The sequence below is a fragment of the Actinoplanes sp. NPDC021490 genome (assembly GCF_055562135.1).
Window position 1 is genome coordinate 100,153 of sequence record NZ_JBVHFW010000026.1, and the last position, 18,663, is coordinate 118,815.

Below are 18,663 nucleotides of genomic sequence, written 5' to 3' on the forward strand. Positions count from 1 at the left end.
CTATTTGGACAGCTCCGGCAGTACCTCGGCGGCGATCAGGTCGAGGTGGTCGAGATCGTCCATCTCGATGATGCGCAGGTGCACGCGGGTGGCGCCGATCTCCCGCATCTCGCCGATCCGCTGCACGAGCTGGGCCGGCGAGCCGACCACCGGGTCCTCCGGCGGCAGCGCGCTCTTGACGTGCAGGGGAGCGGCCCGGCGTTGCGCCTCGGCGTCGCTGCGGCCGATCGCCACCACGATGCCCGCCGACAGGGTCAGCGGCCTGGTCCGGCCCGCCTTCTCCGCCGCCTGACGCACGCGGCCGAACGCCGCCGCGGTCTCGTCCACCGACTTGAACGGCATGTTGTATTCGTCGGCGAACCGGGCCGCCAGCTCCGGCGTACGGCGGGGACCCTTGCCCCCGACGATGATCGGCGGATGCGGCCGCTGTGCCGGCCGGGGGAGAGCGTGCGCGTCCACCAGCTGGTAATGCTTGCCGTGGAACGAATAGGTCTCGTCGCCGGCCGTCGCCCACAGGCCGGTCAGGATCTCGAGCTGCTCCTCGAGCCGGTCGAAGCGCTCACCCACCGGAGGGAACGGGATCCCGTACGCGGTGTGCTCGCGCTCGACCCAGCCGGCGCCCATGCCCAGCTCGACGCGGCCGCCGCTCATCTGATCGACCTGCGCCACGATGATCGACAAAGGACCGGGCAGACGGAAAGTGGCGGAATTCACCATTGTGCCGATGCGCAGTGTTTTCGTCTCGCGCGCGAGACCGGCCAGCGTGATCCAGGCGTCGGTCGGACCGGGCAGTCCCGGGTCGGGCGTGAGCGCGCGGTAGTGGTCGGCGCGCAGAAGTCCCTCGTAACCAGCGTCTTCGGCGTGCCGGGCGAACCTCAATTGGGTGTCATAAGAGGCACCCCGGTGGGGCTCGATGAACAGACAGACGCGCATCATCGACCCCAATAAACGCTGTTCGGACGCATACTCGCTCATCATGATCCATCGTGAGAGATACGTCTACTTCGGCGTTTGAGACGAACTTGTCATCGATGCATGTGCCAGTTTGCCCTACGATCCCCGGTCGGGGCACCCCCGTCCCACGTACGACCCCTTAGGCCTCGGCGCGCCATTTGCCTCGATGCCCGTCTGGAAGGATTACGGTGCACAGAAGGACCCTCGTTCGTTCCGTTGTCGCCGGCGCGCTTGCTCTCACCATGAGCGCGGCCGCTGGGTGCAGCGACGACTCGGCTGACGGCGACGGTGGCGGCGGCGCCTCGCTCGAGAAGATCACATACCTGACCTCGTTCGGCACTTTCGGCCGTGACTCCTACGCGTACGTCGCCCTCGAGAAGGGCTACTTCAAGGACGCCGGCTTCGACGTCACGATCAACCCGGGCAAGGGCTCCGGTGAGAACATCAAGTCGATCGTGTCGGGCCAGGCCCAGTTCACCCCGATCGACCTCACCGGTGGCCTGATCGCCGCCGGCGGCAAGGACAAGACCACCGGCTTCGTCGCGGTGAGCGCCATCCAGCAGCGCACCATGGCGGCGATCATCGCGCTCGAGGGCAACGGCATCAACGCGCCGAAGGACCTCGAGGGCAAGACGCTGGCCGACGCGCCCGGCTCGGTGGTCCGCACGCTGTTCCCGACCTACGCCAAGCTGGCCAACGTCGACGACAAGAAGGTCAAGTTCGTCAGCGGCGAGGCGCAGACGCTGATCGGCATCCTCGCCTCGGGCCGGGTCCAGGGCATCGGCCAGTTCGTGGTGGGCAAGCCGACCGTCGAGACGGTGGCCAAGCCCAAGAAGGCCGTCGTGCTGCCCTACAGCGACGTCCTCCAGGACCTGTACGGCAACGTGCTGATCACGTCGTCGAAGTACGCGCAGGACAACCCGGAGAAGGTCAAGAAGTTCACCGAGGCGCTGCTCAAGGGTCTCTCCGACTCCATCGAGAACCCCGATGACGCCGGCAAGATCATGCAGAAGTACGTCCAGACGGCCAAGCCGGAGGGCATCGCCGCCGAGCTCACGCTGATGGGCCCGTACGTGAAGTCGGCCGCGGCCGGCATCCCGGTCGGCGCGCTCGACGCCGAGCGGGTCGCCCGCTCGATCGCAATCCTGCAGGGTTCCGGCCAGATCGACCCGGGTCTCAAGCCGGAGCAGGTCATCAACTTCGATCTGACCCCGAAGGCCTGATCGTTCTTTAGTGTGACGGGGGTACGCCGGCGACGGCGTGCCCCCGCCCTTTTCGAGGAGCACCGGTGCAAGACACCCTGACGCCCCCGTCGGAGGCCACTGTGGCCCGTCCCACCCGCCCGGCGCGGCGGATCTCCCTGTCGATGGTGGCCTGGCCGGTGTTCGGTATCGCCCTGACCATCGCGGTCTGGGCCGCGGCCGTCGAGATCTTCGACATTCAGCCGATCGTCCTGCCGTCGCCACTCGACGTGGCCGAAAGCTTCCGCACCTATCCCGAGCTGCTGCTCAACACAGCCTGGGACACGACCCGGGTCACCCTGATCGGCTTCGCGCTGTCGATCGTCATCGGCGTCGCGCTGGGCACAGCAATCGCCGCGTGGAAGCCGTTCGAGCGCGCATTCGGCCCGCTGCTGGTGGCCCTCAACGCCGTCCCCAAGGTCGCGATCGCCCCCTTGATGATCGCCTGGTTCGGTTTCGGCACCAAGCCCGTGCTGGCCATGGCGTTCCTGCTCTGCTTCTTCCCGATCGTGCTCTCCACAGCGACCGGCCTGACCAGCACACCGGCCGACCTGGCCGAACTGGCCCGCTCGCTCGACGCCACCCGGGTCCAGACCTTCCTGCGCGTACGCGTCCCCGCCGCGCTACCCCAGATCTTCGTCGGCCTCAAACTGGCCATGCCGCTGGCCGTAATCGGCGTAGCCGTAGGCGAAATGCAGTCCGGCTCGGTAGACGAGGGCCTGGGCACAATCATCGTCCAAACCGCAGGCCAGGGCGACACCGCCACGGCGTTCGCCGCCCTGACGCTGATGGCCATAGTCAGCATCATCCTGTACTACGCGATCGTAGCCATCGAACGCCTGGCCCTGCCTTGGGTCCGAGGCACGACAGCCTGATCCACCACGCACAAAGCCAACCGTCACCCCGCAGCCGCGCACGCCATCGCCATCGCCATCGCCATCGCCATCGCCATCGCCATCGCCATCGCCATCGCCATCGCCATTCTTGCCTTTTATCACCGCGCCCACAGAATGGCGAGTTGCACAAACCCGGCGGAAATTCACGGCATCGAGTGTCACCGCAACCACCCACTAAGAATGCCCAAAGAAATCCATTAAAGACCCACAAGGGCGCAACCCGCCCAACACCCGCCCGACAATCATCGCGGCCCGCGAGCCCAAGACCACACAACCCCGATCCGGCGTCACGGATCTGCCCGCGGAACCCCGCATGCGAACTCACACGCAGCGGCCGCGAAGCCCCAACCGAAAGAGGCCGAGCCCGCAACCGGGACCGACCAAATGCGACTGCAGGACGCCCGGCCGAGCCCGGGCCTGGGGTCGGGACCGGGACTGGGGCTGAGACCGCGACCCGGACCGGGACTGGGGCTGTGACCGGGATCTGGACCGGGACTGGGGCTGTGACCGGGATCTGGACCGGGACTGGGGCTGTGACCGGGATCTGGACCGGGACTGGGGCTGTGACCGGGATGTGGACCGGGACGGGGGCTGAGACCGGGGCTGGGGCTGGGGCCGAAAGTGAGCCCGCGACTGGAACTGAGCTTCGCGTTTAACGTCTGAGCTTGGTTCAGTCGCTCTGTTGAGGGACTGGCATGGAACAGCCACCTGATCACTCTGAGGAGAGGCGAATCTTCTCGGGAGGATCAGGTGGCCGTTGTTCGTAGTGTGGCGCAGGCTGGGTGGGCTGACAAGGGTGAACTTCACCGTTTCCGGGGCGAGGTGTACGACTGCTTCACCGCGCGGGCGGACGCGTTGTTCGACTTGATCGACGGGCTGTGCACCCCGATCACCGTCGGTGGAGTTGCCTATCTGAGTTTGGCGCCGGGTGCCCGGCGCGGGCACGGCGCCGGCTATGCCGCGGTGGCCGCGGGCCGGATCGACGCTGACATGCTGCGTGATCTGTTCGCCGCGGCCCGGCCGCAGCGCTGGCAACCGGACTTCGCCGTGGACACTACGGTGTGGATGCGCAGCGACGCCGAGTGCTCACCACAGCGCGGCTTCTACTACCACCCGTCACGGCACTCGGCGGGGCAGCCGATCGTGGCGGGCTGGTGCTATTCATGGCTGGTCGCGTTGTCAGCCGGCGCCGACTCGTGGACCGCGCCGCTGGATTCCCGGCGCGTGTTGGTCGGCGAGAACGCGAACGTGGTGGCCACGCAGCAGATCCGGCAGCTACTGCCCAGGCTCGGGCCGCTGCCGATGCCGGCGTTGTTCGCCTTCGACGGCGGCTACGACCCGGTTCAGGTGACCGTCGAGCTGGCCGGCGCGAACGTCCAACTCGTGGTCAGGGTCCGTGATGATCGCGTGTTCTTCGCCCGCCCACCGTCACGCTCACCCGGCCCTCGCGGCGGTGCGCCTCGCCGGCACGGCGCCCGTTTCGCCTGCGCGGATTCGTCGACCTGGCCGGTCTCGGACACCACCCTCGAACTTTTCGACGAGGTCTACGGTCAGGTGAGCGTGGCCGCCTGGCATCAATTGCATCCCAAGCAGCGCACCTACCGCGAACCTGGTGGAGCCTTGTCCATCGTCGAGGGCACCCTGATCCGGTTGCATGTCTCGCGGCTACCCGGACGCCGTGACCGGGAACCGAAAACGGTGTGGCTGTGGTGGCACGGCGAAGACCCAGCCGCGTTGAACCTCGACCGGGTCTGGCGGGCCTACCTGCGCCGTTTCGACATCGAGCACACGTTCCGCTTCACCAAACAAGTCCTGGGCTGGACCACCCCGAAACTCCGCACCCCGGAACAAGCCGACCGGTGGACCTGGCTCATCATCGCCGCACTCACCCAGCTCCGCCTGGCCCGCGACCTGGTCGGCGACCACCGGCTGCCCTGGCAACCACGCCAGCCTTCCCACGCGCTCACACCCGGTCGCGTCCGGCAAGGTTTCAGTCATCTACTACCCCTGATCGGCAGCCCGGCCAGCCACCCGAAACCCACCCGGCCAGGGCCGGGACGCCCCAAAGGCTCCCGATCCACGCCCGCCCAACGCCATCCCGCCCTCAAGAAAAACCAGGTCAAGACCCCGAACCAGCGAAATCCACGTTAAACGCGAAGCTGAGGCCGCGACCGGGACTGGGGCTGAGACCGCGACCTGAACCGGGACTGGGGCTGAGACCGGGACTGGGACTGGGGCTGAGACCGCGACCTGGACCGGGACTGGAGCCGAGACCAGGGCTGGGACCGGGACTGCGACCGGGACTGGCGCCGCGGCCGGGACTGAGGCCGGGGCTGACTTCGGGACCGGGACTGAGGCCGGAACCCGGGCAGGCAAGGACGCAGCCGGTGACGCGGACCGCCCACCCCCAACGGGCGACGCGGGCCGCGAGGTCGCAGACCCCCGGTTCCCGGCAGCAGAACCAGGCACCGCCGAAGTCGAAAGCCGCCCCGAGTCGTCGCAAGCAGCGGCCACGACAGGCACCGCCCCACCGCCGCCCCGCACACGTTGCAATTTCTCTGCGTGGCGCCGTCGCAGCCCCCAAGCACGGTGCCTCTCATGCTCCCGCCGAAATTCGTCCCGGCTGGCAGAATAATTACGCGCCGCCGTGCGATCACGCATTGCTGCGATCTCAGCCCGACCGAACAACGACATCTGCGCCATGCATCATTATCTCGCACCAAATCTGCGCCACATCAGTATTCGATCATGCCAAATACCGCCCAATAAATTGCTCGGCGGACGTCCCGAATGCAAATATAACGTCGATTGTGAACCCCAGACACGAGCAGACCGGCACGACGACGGCCGCGGCTACTCACTCCGTCCGGTGCCGTTGCCATGCTGAGCCGCCCCCAGGAACCTGTCGCGCAGGCCGGCCAGGAACCGGGCGTAGCCGTCGGACCCGAACGCGGTCACCGTCATGTCCACTGAGGCGACCGCGGCCGCGAGCGGGTCTTCGATGGAGGAGCAATCCAGCGCCGACAGCGCGTACAGCTCCCGGCTCGGTTGCTCGCCCCGGGGATCCGCATTGAGGACCGCCAGGAACGGCACGCGCGTGCGCTCAGTCACCTCGCCGGCCACCGAGTGCCAGTCGTCCATGCCGTCGAAAGGCGCCGGAGGCCTCCGGCCGGCGCGCAATGCCGTGACGGCCTCGGCGACCACCCGGTGGTCGGTGAGACCGGCTACGTCGAGGGCCTGCCACGCGCACCAGCGTGCGATCTCGCGCAGAACGATGTCCTCGAGCTCGGACAGGGTCAGCAACAGGTCGCGGTCGATCAAGACCATTGCCGCGGTGTACCCGTCCACGGCCCGCAGTCGCGCATTGGGCAGGACGCCGCCGTACTGCTGGCGAAAGTAGCGTTCCGCCGCGGCCGTCAGTTGGCGGTCCTCGGCTTCCTGATTCTCGGCCGGCAGCGCTCGTCCGCGGTTCTCCCGGTGCCAGTAGGTGGCCGCATCGCTGGTCCTTCGCACGATCCGGTCCGGGGCCGCCGGGCCGGGCCAGAACTGCAGCAGGTACTGGTCAACCGGCTCGCCCTCGTACCGCTGATCCTCCTCGCGGCCGGCGTCCATTCCGCGGGCGGCGTAACGCACCCGGTAAACGCCTCGCGTCAGCCGCAACGGGTAGCCGTCGCCGTCCAGTTCCGCGACCCGGATCCGGTTGCGGCGCTGCCGGAACGAGACCTCGACCACCTCCTCCCAGGTCTCGTCGGGTGGCGGCTCGCCGGCGTGCAACTCCACGCGCAAGCCCACAACGCCGAAGCGCAGACCTGTCGTCAGGAACAAGGCGCCGGCTACGGCCGCGCCGCACAGCCCGTTCTCCTGCTCCCGGAACGCCTCCTCGGGCGAGAGGTCGATCTCATCACCTCCGACGAGGAGGATCTGGCCGTAGCCGGTCCGGACCGGGCCGTCGAGCAGGACCTTCACCGGGCCCCGCCCTCCTCGATGCTTCGCTGTTCGGCGGCCCGGAGCCGCTCGTAATGCTCGGCCCGCCGGCGGTCGCCGAGCTTGCCGGCCGCGTCGGCGGCGGCCTGCAGGACGACCAGGGGCAGGTTCGGGACGCCGGGCGCTTCGCGGTCGGCTTCGGCGAACGCTTCGGCGGCCAGTTTGCCGCCCCCGGCGCCGGCCAGGCGGAACAGCTCCTCGACGTAGCTTCGGCCCAGGCCGACCCGCCGCCAGCCGTCCACGTCACGCAGGGCTCGGCCGCACTCGCGCAGAGCTGACCGGGCCGCTTCGTAGTGGCCGGCCTGACGTTCCAGCTCGGCCAGGGTCTGCCACGCCGACGCGGAGTCCCAGGGGTTCGCGGCGAACGGCAGACTTTCCCGCTGGGCGGCGGCCGCCTCGGCGTAGGCTCCGAGATCGGCCAGCTCGTAGCGGAGCACGCCCAACGTGGACTGGTCCCGCGGGGCCTCGGACGCCCATCGGTCCAGCAGCTGACGGGCCAGTTCCCGGTCACCGGCCAGTTTGGCGCGCCCGACCCAGGTGAGCGGGTCCTCGGCGTCCGGGTCGTCGGGGAAATCGGACCGCCGGCCGTTCGCCCACTCGGCCACCTCCTCCTCGGACCTCTCCGGGCGGCCGTCCTCCAGCACAATCCGTTCCAGCAGCGAGTCGCGTTCCGGGTGGTCGCTGCCGCGTACGAAATCGAGGGTCTCCTGAACCCCGGCGGCGAACACGTGCTCGATGTCGTAGCCGCACCAGGTGTCGAAGTTCGCCTGCTTGATCTCCCACTGCAGCCAGACGTCCTGGGCCTGCCGGTGCTCGGCGAGCAGGAAGCCGGCCAGCTCGGTCTGCTCAGTCACGCCCTGGAACGGCGCCTCGGCCCGGCACACGGCCTCCTGCCCGGCCAGCCAGCGCAGCAGCGGGAGATCGTCCGGCCGCCGGTCGTACTGCAGGGCCCACAGCACCGCCGCGCGCCGGGCCTCGTTCCCGTCGCAGTCGTATCCCTCGTCGTCGGTTCCGTGCTCGTACCGCAGCTCCGGCCACGCCTCCACCGACTGGCGCATGCGAGCCAGCTCCCGGCGTGCGCTCTCCATCATCCGCACAAGATCGCATCACCGGCGCCGCCTGTCGACAGCAAATTCGCCTCAGTTGTCGAGCAGGGCGCGCAGGCGCAGGGTGTCGGCCACGGTCCAGCCGGGAGGTGGGGCCAGGGCGGCCCAGCCGTCGACGGCGCCGGACTTGTAGACGTGGCCGTGGCCGATCGGGGCCTTGTTGGCGAACAGCAGGTCGACCGTCGTCTGCCAGAACGTGATCACCGGGTACCAGTGCATGTCGGGGGTGACGTCGGGGCCGCGGGTGCCCTGAAGCCACTCCGGCTTGTGCCACAGCAGGCTCGGGCTCCACCAGACGACCGGGTCGGAGGAGTTCTGCATGTAGACGACCTTGCGCGGCGGGCCGGACAGGCCGCGCAGCTCGTGCGCCTCCGACGAGAACTCGACGGGCAGTCCGGGGTACGACGGGTCCCACACCGGCGAACCGGCGGCGCGGCCCGCGGTCAGCTCGCGGTGCACGGGATTGGCGAACATCGGTCCCTCGAGCAGGATCCCGTCGGCCCCCTCGACCATCGCGGACGCCGTGCCGAAGGTCTTCTCGGTCCCGTACGTGCCCAGGCTCTCGCCGAAGATGAGCAGCTTGGGACGGTGGCCGGCCGGCATCTGGACCCAGCGCTCCCGGACGGCGGTGATCAGGGCCGAGGCGGCCTCGACCACCTTGGACCGGTCGACGGCGAACGAGATCCAGCTCGGCAGATAGCTGTACTGCATCGACACCAGCGCCGTGTGGCCCGAGTACATGTATTCGAGCGAGCTCGGCACGTCGTTGTCGACCCAGCCGGTGCCGGTCGGCGTGAACACCGCGATCACCGAGCGGTCCCAGGCCTGCGTACGGTCCATCTCGCGCACCACCAGCGCGGCGCGGTCCTCGGCCGACCCGGCCGAGGAGAGCCCGGCGTAGATGCGGATCGGGTCGAACGCCGCCCGGCCGGTGAACTCGGCCAGCGCGGCCACCGGGGGCGCCTTCGTCACGAAGTTGCGGCCCTGGCGGCCGAGCGAGTCCCAGGTCACCAGCGAGCCCCGGCTGCCCGAGCGCAGCGCCGAAGCCGGTTGCACGACGCCGTCGCCCGTCCCGCTGTCGGTGATCGCGGCCGAACGGTCGGCGCTGGTGTAGAGGTTGCCGACCAGCAGGCCGTCGAAGGCGGTGTAGCTGAGCAGGGTGACCACAACGAAGCCCGCGCAGTACGCCGCCGACTCGGGCACCAGCCGCCCGAACAGGCGGGCGAAGCCGTGGGCGGCCAGGCGCAGGCAGCGGGCCAGCAGCAGCAGGACGCCGAAGGTCAGGATGCTGATGCCGGCCGTGCGCATCAAGTCGTACTCCTGCTGGGGCGGCATGCCCAGGCGCAGCCGCAGGTCGCGCTGCCAGCGGGTGCCCAGCCAGAGGAAGAGCAGGATCAGCGGCGGTACCAGGACGAGGAGCATGCGCCAGGCGATCCGCTCGACCCGGCGCGACGGCCACCATCGCAGGCGCACCACCGCCCCGATGGCCGTGCCTCCGGCGTACCCGAAAGCGGCGGTCAGACCGGCCACGACGCCTTGCAGAAACCAGGGCCTCGGCAGCAGGGACGGGGTGTAGGTGAGGCAGTAGAAGATGGCGCACAGCCCGACGCCGGTCACGCTGAGGCCGCAGCGCATGACCTTGCGGCTGCCAACCACGGTCGGGGCGGCGACGACGGCGGCGACCCGGCGCTGCGCCGGTATCAGGGGGGCGGCGACCAGTTTGCGCATGCGCTCCCCCTGCTCCCGTCACGGCCGTCGATATGCGTGACCCCAGCCCCACCGGCGGTTACGTTGACCCGATGGCAGGATCTTCCGTTCGCACCCGGGCCGCAAGCGCGTTCGAGGCCCTGCTTCCATCATTGACAGCCGATGCCACTGAGCGGCTGGGTCGATCGGAGGCTCTTGCCTTCCTGGCCCGGATCGAGACGTCGCTCCTCGACATCTACGAGCCGTTGGAGATCGTTTACGGCACGGTCCCGCTGAACGACCTGGTGAGAACGGCCCTGGACGCGGCGGCCGAGCGTCCGGCCGCACTGCGCGAGCTCGATCGGCGCCGGGAGATCGATCCGCGCTGGTATCAGCGGGCGCGGCAGGTCGGGTACGTCTGTTATGCCGACCGGTTCGCCGGGTCGCTTCGTGCGGTGGCCGAGAACCCCGACTATCTGGACTACCTGGACGAGTTGGGTGTCACCTATCTGCATCTGATGCCGCTGCTCCGGCCGCGCGAGGGCGAGAACGACGGCGGCTACGCGGTGGCCGACTACCGCGCGGTCGATCCCCGGCTGGGCACGATGGACGACCTGAGCACGCTCGCGGGCCGCCTGCACGAGAAGGACATGAGCCTCTGCGTCGACCTCGTGCTCAACCACACCGCCCAGGAACATCCGTGGGCCGAGGCCTGGCGGGCGGGCGACCCGGCGTACGCGGACTTCTACATGTCCTTCCCCGACCGCGGGGTGCCCGACGCGTACGAGCGGACGATCGTGCCGGTCTTTCCCGACCGCGCGCCGGGCTCGTTCACGCTCTTCGGCGACCGCTGGGTCTGGACCACGTTCTGGAGCTACCAGTGGGACCTCAACTGGGCCAATCCGCACGTCTTCCGGGCCATGCTCGAGACGATCCTGTGGCTGGCCAACCGGGGCGTCGACGTCTTCCGCCTCGACGCGGTCCCGTTCCTGTGGAAGCGACTCGGCACCACCTGCCTCAACCAGCCCGAGGTGCACCGGATCGTGCAGGCGCTGCACGCGCTGACCCGGACGGCCGCCCCGGGCGTGATCTTCAAGGCCGAGGCGATCGTGGCCCCGGACGACCTCGTGCCCTATCTCGGCGGCCACGACCGGTACCGGCCCGAGTGCGAGCTGGCCTATCACAACCAGCTCATGGTCATGCTCTGGAGCAGCCTGGCGACCAAGGACGCGCGGCTGATGGCCCAGTCGCTGGCGCGGATGAAGCCGATCCCGGCCGAGGCGTCGTGGGTGAGCTACGTGCGCGGGCACGACGACATCGGCTGGGCGATCAGTGCCGAGGACGCGTCGGCGGTGGGCTGGGACTGGTGGAACCACCGCAACTTCCTCAACTCGTTCTTCAGCGGCAAGTTCGTTTCCTCGTACGCCCGGGGAGCGCTCTTTCAGGAGAATCCGGACACCGGTGATGCCCGCATCTCGGGCTCGGCCGCTTCCCTGTGCGGGATCACCGAGGACCCGGCGAGCTGGCCGACGGGCGTACGGAGGCTGCTTCTGCTCCATGCCGTGGCGTTCGCGTACGGCGGCATCCCGCTGATCTACATGGGTGACGAGCTCGGCCTGCGCAACGACGACGCCTATCTGCGGGACGAGGCGTTGCGGGACGACAACCGCTGGATGCACCGCCCGCACATGGACTGGGCCGCCGCGGCCCGCCGGCACGACCCGTCGACGCTCGAGGGCCGGGTGTTCGCCGGGCTGCGTGAACTGATCGGGGCGCGCAAGGACCTGCTCGCGCTGCGCGGCGGGGGCGAGACCGCGATCGTCGGCGTCGACAACGGCCACGTGTTCGCCTGGCGGCGCCGGCATCCGCGCAGCGGGACGTTCCTCGGGCTGGCCAACTTCAGCGAACAGCCGCAGACCGTCGAGGCCGCCGCGATCGGTCACTACGGCTGGCTCGAGACCGCCCTGAGCAGCGACGGCCCTCTGGTCGTACGGGAAGGTCGTGCGCATCTGCCCGCTCTGGGGTTCGTGTGGCTGATCGAGCGCTGAGAGAGGGCACACTGGGACCCTGACCCCTCCTTCGAGAGAACGGCGGTGCCGGCGGTGTCCAAGATCCTTTCGCGTCGCGACCTTGACTTCCTGCTCTACGAGTGGCTCGACGTCGAGGCGCTCACGTCCAAGGAGAGGTTCGCCGACCACTCGCGCGAGACGTTCGACGCGTTCCTCGACGTCTCGGCCCAGATCGCCGAGCGCGACTTCGCCCCGCACAACCGCCGGTCCGACCTCGAGGAGCCCACCTTCGACGGCGTACGGGTGCAGGTCATCCCCGAGGTCGCGGCGGCGCTCAAGGTCTTCAACGAGACCGGCCTGCTCAGCGCCGCGATGGATGCCGAGGTCGGTGGTCTGCAGCTGCCGCACGTGGTGGCCCGGGCCTGTTTCGTCTGGTTGCAGGCGGCCAACCTCGCCACCTCGTCCTATCCGCTGCTCACGGCGGGCAACGCGAGCCTGCTCCTGACGTACGGCTCCCCGTCGCAGATCGACACCTATGTGCGGCCGATGCTCGAGGGCCGCTTCACCGGCACGATGTGTCTCTCCGAGCCGCAGGCCGGCTCCGCGCTGGCCGACGTGATGACCCGGGCCACCCCGGCCGGCGACGGCAGCTACCGGGTCACCGGCTCGAAGATGTGGATCTCGGGCGGCGACCACGAGCTCAGCGAGACGATCGTGCATCTGGTGCTGGCCCGCGCGGCCGGGGCGCCGGCCGGGGTCAAGGGGCTGTCGCTGTTCATCGTGCCCAAGCACCACATCGAGCCCGACGGCACGGTCGGCGAGCGCAACGGGGTGTCGCTGGCCGGGCTCAACCACAAGATGGGCTACCGCGGCACGACCAACGCCGTGCTCTCCTTCGACGACGCCACCGGCTATCTGGTGGGGGAGGAGGGCAAGGGCCTGGCCTACATGTTCCACATGATGAACGAGGCCCGGATCGGGGTCGGCTCGGGCGCGGTGGCCCTGGGCTACACCGGCTACCTGCACGCCCTCGACTACGCGCGCGAGCGCACCCAGGGCCGCCCGGTGGCCGACAAGGACCCGGCCGCGCCGGCCGTGCCGATCGTGCGGCACCCGGATGTCCGGCGCATGCTGCTCGCCTCCAAGACGTACGTGGAAGGGGGCATGGCTCTGATCCTCTACGCCTCGAAGTTGCTCGACGAGCCCTCCGACGAGAACGACCTGCTCCTCGACGTGCTGACGCCGATCGTCAAGGCGTGGCCGTCGCAGTGGTGCCGGCTGGCCAACGATCACGCGATCCAGGTGCACGGCGGCTACGGCTACACCCGCGAATATCCGGTCGAGCAGTTCTACCGCGACAACCGCCTCAACTCGATTCACGAAGGTACCGACGGCATCCAGGGCCTCGACCTGCTCGGCCGCAAGGTGATCATGCGCGGCGGGGCCGGGCTGCAACTGCTGATCGGGCGCATCGTGACCACCGCCCTGGCCGCGCCGGCCGAACTGGGCCAGCCGGTGATCGCCCTGTGCGACCGCCTGGCCACGACCACGCGCAAGCTGTGGGCCGCGGGCGACCCGACCTCGGCGCTGGCCAACTCGACGGCCTATCTCGAGGCCACCGGCCACCTCGTGATCGCCTGGCTCTGGCTCTCGCAGCTCAACGCGGCGGCCGGCCGGGAGGGCGCGTTCTACGACGGCAAGCGCCTGGCCGCGCGGTACTTCGTCACCCACGAGCTGCCGCGCATCGGCCCCCTGCTCGACCTGCTCGACTCCGGGGACACGCTGCTGGCCGACCTCGACGACACGGTTCTCGGTTAAGTTGATCGCATGGCCTCTTCGAGCAAGAGCCCGGCGACCGAGATCGAGGTCGGCGACCTCACCGTGCGCGTGTCGAACCCCGACCGGATCTACTTTCCGGAACTCGGGCTGACCAAGCTCGACCTGGCCAGCTACTACCTGTCGGTGGCTGACGGCATCGTGCGGGCGCTGCGGGAGCGCCCGTGCATGCTGCACCGCTTCCCGGACGGGCTGGCCGGCGAAAAGGTGCACCAGAAGCGGGTGCCGCACGGCGCGCCGCCCTGGCTCGAGACCGTGCGGGTGAAGTTCCCGCGTTACAACCGCCATGCCGACGAGCTGTGCGTGACCAAGCCGGCCGACGTCATCTGGGCCGTGCAGATGTCGACCGTCGAATTCCACCCGTGGAACTCGCGCCGCGCCGACACCGAGAAGCCCGACGAGTGGCGCATCGACCTCGACCCCATGCCCGACTGCTCGTACGACCGGGTGCGCAGCGTGGCCGGGGTCGCCCGCGCCGTGCTCGACGACCTCGGCATCACCGGCTATCCGAAGACCTCCGGCGGCCGCGGCCTCCACATTTATGTGCGCATCGAGCCGCGGTGGGGCTTTTCCGACGTACGCCGGGCCGCGCTCGCCTTCGCCCGCGAGGTGGAGCGCCGGGCCCCCGACGACGTGACCACCACCTGGTGGCGCAAGGACCGCGACCCATCGAAACTGTTCGTCGACTACAACCAGAACGCCCGCGACCACACGATCGCCAGCGCCTATTCGGTGCGCGGCGTGCCGACGGCCACGGTCTCGACCCCGGTCACCTGGGACGAGATCCCCGACGCCGACCCGCGCGACTTCACCATCAAGACCGTTCCGGCCCGCTTCGCCACGCTCGGCGACCTGCACGCCATGATCGACGACAAGCACCATTCGCTCGAGCAGCTGCTCGAATGGGCCGAACGAGACGAGAAGGCCGGCCTCGAGGGCCCGGCCGACCCCACAGGGAGCTGAGGATGCCCGGTCGCAACCGCACGCGCTGACTTTCGTCCTCGTGTGCTTTCCTGCGATCAAGGGGCCACTGTGCCCTCTTCCCTCTGGCAAGACTCCGACTTCCGCCGGCTCTGGGCCGGCCAGACCACCTCTCAACTCGGTGAGCATTCGAGCCTGGTGATCCTGCCGCTGCTCGCCGTCCTCTCCTACGGCGTCAGCGCGACCGAGCTCGGCGTCCTGCGCGCGGCCGGGCAGGCGCCTCTGCTGCTGGCCCTGGTCGCCGGTGTGTGGGTGGACCGCCGGCGAACCCGTACGGTCATGGCTTTCGCCGACTTGGGCCGGGCGCTCACCCTTGCCGCGGTCACCCTCCTGGCCTTTCTCGGCCCGCCGCTGCTGATCGTCGCCGCGTTCGTGATCGGCCTCCTGTCGGTGTTCTTCGACGTGGCCTATCAGGCCTCCGTCGTACGCCTCGTCGGCCGCGACCACCTGCTGCCGGCCACCGGCGCGCTGGAGGGCAGCCGGTCCGCGGCCCAGATGGGCGGCCCCGCCCTGGGCGGCACCCTGACGTCCCTGCTCCCCGGTCCGTTCGCCGCCGCCGCGTCGGCGCTGTTCTTCGCGGTCTCGTTCGGCTTCCTCATCCGCATCCGCCGCCGTGAACCCCTGCCGCCGCGGACCCGGCGTGAACTGGGCGTCCGTTTCGTGGCCGGCCACCCGCTGCTGCGGGCGATCTGCCTGGCCTCGGCCGCGTTTCAGTTCTTCCTGGCCGCCACGATGACCGCCTACCTGCTGTTCCTGCCCCGCGATCTGGGCCTGTCGGGCGCCGAGACGGGCCTGGCGCTGGCCGCCACCGGGCCGGGCGCCCTGATCGGGTCGGTGCTGGCCGCCCGGTTCGGGTCGGCGCGGGTGCTCGTGCTGTCGGCGGTGATCGGCGACGGTGTGCTTCTGTTCGTGCCCGCGGTGCATGGCGACGGCCCGCTCACCCTGGCCGCGCTGATCGCGATCAACCTGGTCTGCGGCACCTTCGGCCAGATCGTCAACGTGACCGTCATGGCCATCCGCCAGTCCGTCACCCCCGACGCGATGCAGGGCCGGGTCGCCGCCACGATCATGTTCGCCGGCATGGGCTTCACCCCGTTCGGCTCCCTGCTGGGTGGTTACCTGGCCACCACCTGGGAGCTGCGCACGGTTCTGCTGGTCACCGCGGCCGGAACCCTGCTGTCCCCGCTGCTGATGGTCCTCAGCGGCGTAACCAGGGCTGGAGCAGCCTTGTCACCTGGGGCAGCACCAGATAGGTCATGACCGGGGTCAGGCAGAGGGTGCTGATCAGCGTGCGCAGCACGACGTTCAGGTCGACCAGCAGGTGGTTGAGGGTCACGGCGGCCAGCAGGCTCACCGGGAAGAAGCCGAGCCAGATGGTCACGGCCTGCTTCCAGCGCGGCGGCGGCTTCGGGGCGGCCTCGCTGATTTCGCGGTCACGGGGCGGTTCGAACCAACCCTCGATTCCCGTACGCCGTTCCGTGCGCGTGTGCTCGACGAAGGCCTCGGCCGACGACAGCCACCAGCGCCGCTGCGGGGATTCCTCCCAGTTGCGCAGCGACGCCTCGTCGGCGAACCGGTAGAGCATGTGCCACTCGTGGGACCGCTGGTCGGGCCGCACCCAGCCGGTGCCGAGGAAACCCGGGAAGTCCTCGGCCAGCGTGGTGCCCGCGTTCACCCAGGCGATCATCTCGGCGTTGCGGGAGGGATCGGCGCGACGGGTGATCGCGACGGTCACGGCGGGAGACTGCATGTCTCACATTGTGGTATCCCGCCGTTTCCGGCAGGCGGCGCTTCCGGTTTCCGTGCCGTGGCTCACGCGGTAAGTTCCGGCTCATGACCTTGCAGCGAAAGTTGTCGATGGCCGTGGCCACGGTCGCCCTGCTCGCCGTGACACCGTCGCCCGCCCAGGCCGGCGGTCACGACCTCGGCTGGAAGCTCACCCCCACCGGCACCGAGGCCCGGTTCCGCGGCCTGGCCCCGGTCAGCGGTTCGACCGCGTGGGTCGCCGGGTCGGCCGGCACCATCCTGCGGACGGTCGACGCCGGCCGCACCTGGTCGTCGGTCGGCCCGGCCGACGCCTCGGCGCTCGAATTCCGCGACATCGAGGCGTTCGACGCCCGGCACGCCGTGGCCCTGACCATCGGCAACGGCCCGGACTCGCGCGTCTACGCCACCTCGGACGGCGGCCGCACCTGGACCGAGACGTTCCGCAACGAGGACCCGGCCGCCTTCTACGACTGCATGACGTTCCTCGACCGGTGGCACGGGCTGGCCCTGTCCGACCCGGTCGACGGCAAGTTCCGCATCCTCGCCACCCGCGACGGCGGCCGCACCTGGCAGGTGCAGTCCCCGGCCGGCATGCCCGACGCGCTGGCCGGCGAGTTCGCGTTCGCGGCCAGCGGCACCTGCCTGGTCTCGGCCGGCGGCAAGGCCATGTTCGCGACCGGCGGCGGCTCCTCCGCGCGTGTCTTCACATCCCGTGACTTCGGCCGTTCCTGGTCGGTCACCAGCACTCCGGTTCCCAGCGGCGCCAGCGCCGGCATCTACAGCCTGGCCCTGCGCCCCTCCGGCCAGGCGATCGCCGTCGGCGGCGACTACGTGACCCCCACCGCCGCCCCCGACGGCGCCGCCTACCTGCGCGGCCGCACGTGGACCGTCGCGGCCCAGGCCCCCGGCGAATACCGCTCCGGCTCGGCCTGGCGCGGCCGCACCGCGCTGGCCGTCGGCCCCACGGGCAGCGACGTCTCGTACGACGGCGGCCGCACCTGGAAGCGGTTCGACACCGGCAGCTTCGACGCCGTCGAATGCACCACGAGCGGCGCCTGCTGGGCCTCCGGCGAAAAGGGCCGCGTCGCCAAGCTGACCCGCTAGAAACGTTCGTCGCTCCAGCGCCACCACGCCTCGCCGCCATCGAGGTGAAGCAGAAACTCCGGAACGTCGTGACCCTGCGGATTGCGGAGGGTCACGACGTCCCGCACCCTCTCGTAGGCCGGGTCGAAATCCTCGTCGTCGTCCATCAGCCGCAGCTGCTCGGCGAAGAGCGGCCGCACCTCGTTTAGCCCGTCGCGGCCCTCCACGCGGGCATGAAGCCACGGAAAGTCGCCACCGGTCACCACCAGCTCGGCCAGCAGCCACCCGTCCGCCCGCCGATGCAGCCGCCACGTCTCACTCACGCCGCATCACCGGCGCGCCCGCCCGGATGGCCCGCGGAATCTCGGCCACCCGGTCCACCCGCTCGAGCAGAGCGGCCCGCTCCTCCGCCGAGGCCTGCGAGTCCAGCTCCACCTCGTACGCGATCCCGGTCGAAGCCCAGCTCCCCACGTCGAACCCGCCCGACGCCGTGACCCGGACCCCGTCCAGCCGGAGCCCCATCTCGGCCGCCTCGCGATAAAGATCGTTGAGCACACACCCCGCCGCGGCCAGATGCAGCAGGTGGGCGCCGGTGAACTCCGCCTCGACGCTGACCCCCTCCTCGGTCCACCGATGCCCGAACCGGACGCCCTCCACGGCCCGGAAAGACCCGGCCCCCACCACGACCACAAACCCGTCCACCCGCAGCCCCTCTCCACCTCGACGATCATGCTCCCGGGGCCCCGCACAGACCCGCCCTCCCTGGGGGCCACCGCCTCGCCGGAAGTGTGACGGGTTTGGCCGATCTTCGCGGGGTGCCCTGTGGACAACCTCGGACTGTGGACAGGCCCGCGCAGCCGGCCGAACTGTGCTACGGCGGGCGAGATGGCGTTACGGCAGCAGGCGGGACGGCGTTACGGCGGGAGGGTCGGCACTACGGGCAGGCGGGACGGCGGCGCTACCGCGGGCGCGACGGCGCTACGGCAGGCGGGACGGCGCTACGGGCAGGCGGTCGGCGCTACCGCGGGTGCGACGGCGCTGCGGCGGGCGGGATGGCGCTACGGCGGGCGGGTGGGCGCTGCGGCGGGCGCGACGGCGCTACCGCGGGCGGGATGGCGCT

Annotated in this window: 15 protein-coding genes; 8 read left to right on the top strand and 7 right to left on the bottom strand. The window is 70.0% G+C overall.

From position 1 onward, the window contains the following. Entirely contained in the window at positions 1-933 is a 933-nt protein-coding gene (locus ACZ3I4_RS45040) for an LLM class F420-dependent oxidoreductase (RefSeq protein WP_465388369.1), read from the bottom strand. 263 nt (positions 934-1,196) lie between these two features. Here ACZ3I4_RS45040 and ACZ3I4_RS45045 point away from each other — a divergent pair, with 263 nt between their 5' ends. The 3 genes from ACZ3I4_RS45045 (at position 1,197) to ACZ3I4_RS45055 (ending at position 5,242) form a co-directional block, all read left to right on the top strand. Continuing rightward, the gene (locus tag ACZ3I4_RS45045; RefSeq protein ID WP_465388311.1) at positions 1,197-2,177 is read left to right on the top strand and encodes an ABC transporter substrate-binding protein; all 981 of its coding nucleotides are present in this window, start codon (positions 1,197-1,199) and stop codon (positions 2,175-2,177) included. Between the two features lie 143 nt (positions 2,178-2,320). Continuing rightward, the gene (locus ACZ3I4_RS45050; RefSeq protein WP_465388370.1) at positions 2,321-3,070 is read left to right on the top strand and encodes an ABC transporter permease; all 750 of its coding nucleotides are present in this window, start codon (positions 2,321-2,323) and stop codon (positions 3,068-3,070) included. A 771-nt stretch (positions 3,071-3,841) separates the two neighbouring features. Then, positions 3,842-5,242, top strand: a complete 1,401-nt coding sequence (locus ACZ3I4_RS45055) for an NF041680 family putative transposase (protein WP_465388312.1) — start codon at positions 3,842-3,844, stop codon at positions 5,240-5,242. 702 nt (positions 5,243-5,944) lie between these two features. Here ACZ3I4_RS45055 and ACZ3I4_RS45060 read toward each other — a convergent pair. The 3 genes from ACZ3I4_RS45060 to ACZ3I4_RS45070 are packed head-to-tail and all read right to left on the bottom strand — an operon-like array spanning position 5,945 to position 9,909. After that, entirely contained in the window at positions 5,945-7,057 is a 1,113-nt protein-coding gene (locus tag ACZ3I4_RS45060; RefSeq protein ID WP_465388313.1) for a hypothetical protein, read from the bottom strand. Then, a complete protein-coding gene (locus tag ACZ3I4_RS45065) occupies positions 7,054-8,166 on the bottom strand; it encodes a hypothetical protein (protein WP_465388314.1) in 1,113 nt (370 codons plus the stop codon). The genes ACZ3I4_RS45060 and ACZ3I4_RS45065 overlap by 4 nt, the downstream gene beginning before the upstream one ends. Before the next feature lie 48 nt (positions 8,167-8,214). Continuing rightward, a complete protein-coding gene (locus ACZ3I4_RS45070) occupies positions 8,215-9,909 on the bottom strand; it encodes an alpha/beta hydrolase (RefSeq protein WP_465388315.1) in 1,695 nt (564 codons plus the stop codon). A gap of 71 nt (positions 9,910-9,980) precedes the next feature. On the opposite strand from ACZ3I4_RS45070, the gene ACZ3I4_RS45075 reads away from it, so the two are divergent. The 4 genes from ACZ3I4_RS45075 to ACZ3I4_RS45090 all read left to right on the top strand — a co-directional run bounded on the left by ACZ3I4_RS45075 (position 9,981) and on the right by ACZ3I4_RS45090 (position 15,953). Further along, positions 9,981-11,915, top strand: coding sequence for an amylosucrase (locus ACZ3I4_RS45075; RefSeq protein ID WP_465388316.1), 1,935 nt, complete (start codon positions 9,981-9,983; stop codon positions 11,913-11,915). A 45-nt stretch (positions 11,916-11,960) separates the two neighbouring features. Continuing rightward, positions 11,961-13,694: an acyl-CoA dehydrogenase gene (locus ACZ3I4_RS45080; RefSeq protein WP_465388317.1), complete on the top strand. Its 1,734-nt coding sequence runs from the start codon at positions 11,961-11,963 to the stop codon at positions 13,692-13,694. A gap of 9 nt (positions 13,695-13,703) precedes the next feature. Next, positions 13,704-14,675, top strand: a complete 972-nt coding sequence (gene ligD, locus ACZ3I4_RS45085) for a non-homologous end-joining DNA ligase (RefSeq protein WP_465388318.1) — start codon at positions 13,704-13,706, stop codon at positions 14,673-14,675. A gap of 69 nt (positions 14,676-14,744) precedes the next feature. After that, positions 14,745-15,953: an MFS transporter gene (locus ACZ3I4_RS45090; protein WP_465388319.1), complete on the top strand. Its 1,209-nt coding sequence runs from the start codon at positions 14,745-14,747 to the stop codon at positions 15,951-15,953. Here the strand turns inward: ACZ3I4_RS45090 and ACZ3I4_RS45095 are convergent. Next, positions 15,892-16,443 carry an antibiotic biosynthesis monooxygenase gene (locus ACZ3I4_RS45095; RefSeq protein WP_465388320.1) on the bottom strand — a complete coding sequence of 184 codons (552 nt, stop codon included), beginning with the start codon at positions 16,441-16,443 and terminating at the stop codon, positions 15,892-15,894. The two genes, ACZ3I4_RS45090 and ACZ3I4_RS45095, sit on opposite strands and share 62 nt — an antisense overlap. Before the next feature lie 83 nt (positions 16,444-16,526). Between ACZ3I4_RS45095 and ACZ3I4_RS45100 the strand changes: the two genes are divergently transcribed. After that, on the top strand, positions 16,527-17,564 hold the full coding sequence (locus ACZ3I4_RS45100) for a WD40/YVTN/BNR-like repeat-containing protein (RefSeq protein WP_465388321.1): 1,038 nt from the start codon (positions 16,527-16,529) through the stop codon (positions 17,562-17,564). Here ACZ3I4_RS45100 and ACZ3I4_RS45105 read toward each other — a convergent pair. Together ACZ3I4_RS45105 and ACZ3I4_RS45110 are read right to left on the bottom strand one after the other, a co-directional pair. Further along, complete coding sequence (locus ACZ3I4_RS45105) at positions 17,561-17,866, bottom strand: hypothetical protein (RefSeq protein WP_465388322.1); 306 nt, start codon at positions 17,864-17,866, stop codon at positions 17,561-17,563. The genes ACZ3I4_RS45100 and ACZ3I4_RS45105 overlap by 4 nt on opposite strands. Further along, entirely contained in the window at positions 17,859-18,245 is a 387-nt protein-coding gene (locus tag ACZ3I4_RS45110; RefSeq protein ID WP_465388323.1) for an OsmC family protein, read from the bottom strand. Before ACZ3I4_RS45110 ends, ACZ3I4_RS45105 begins: the two co-directional genes overlap by 8 nt. Positions 18,246-18,663 lie beyond the last annotated feature (418 nt).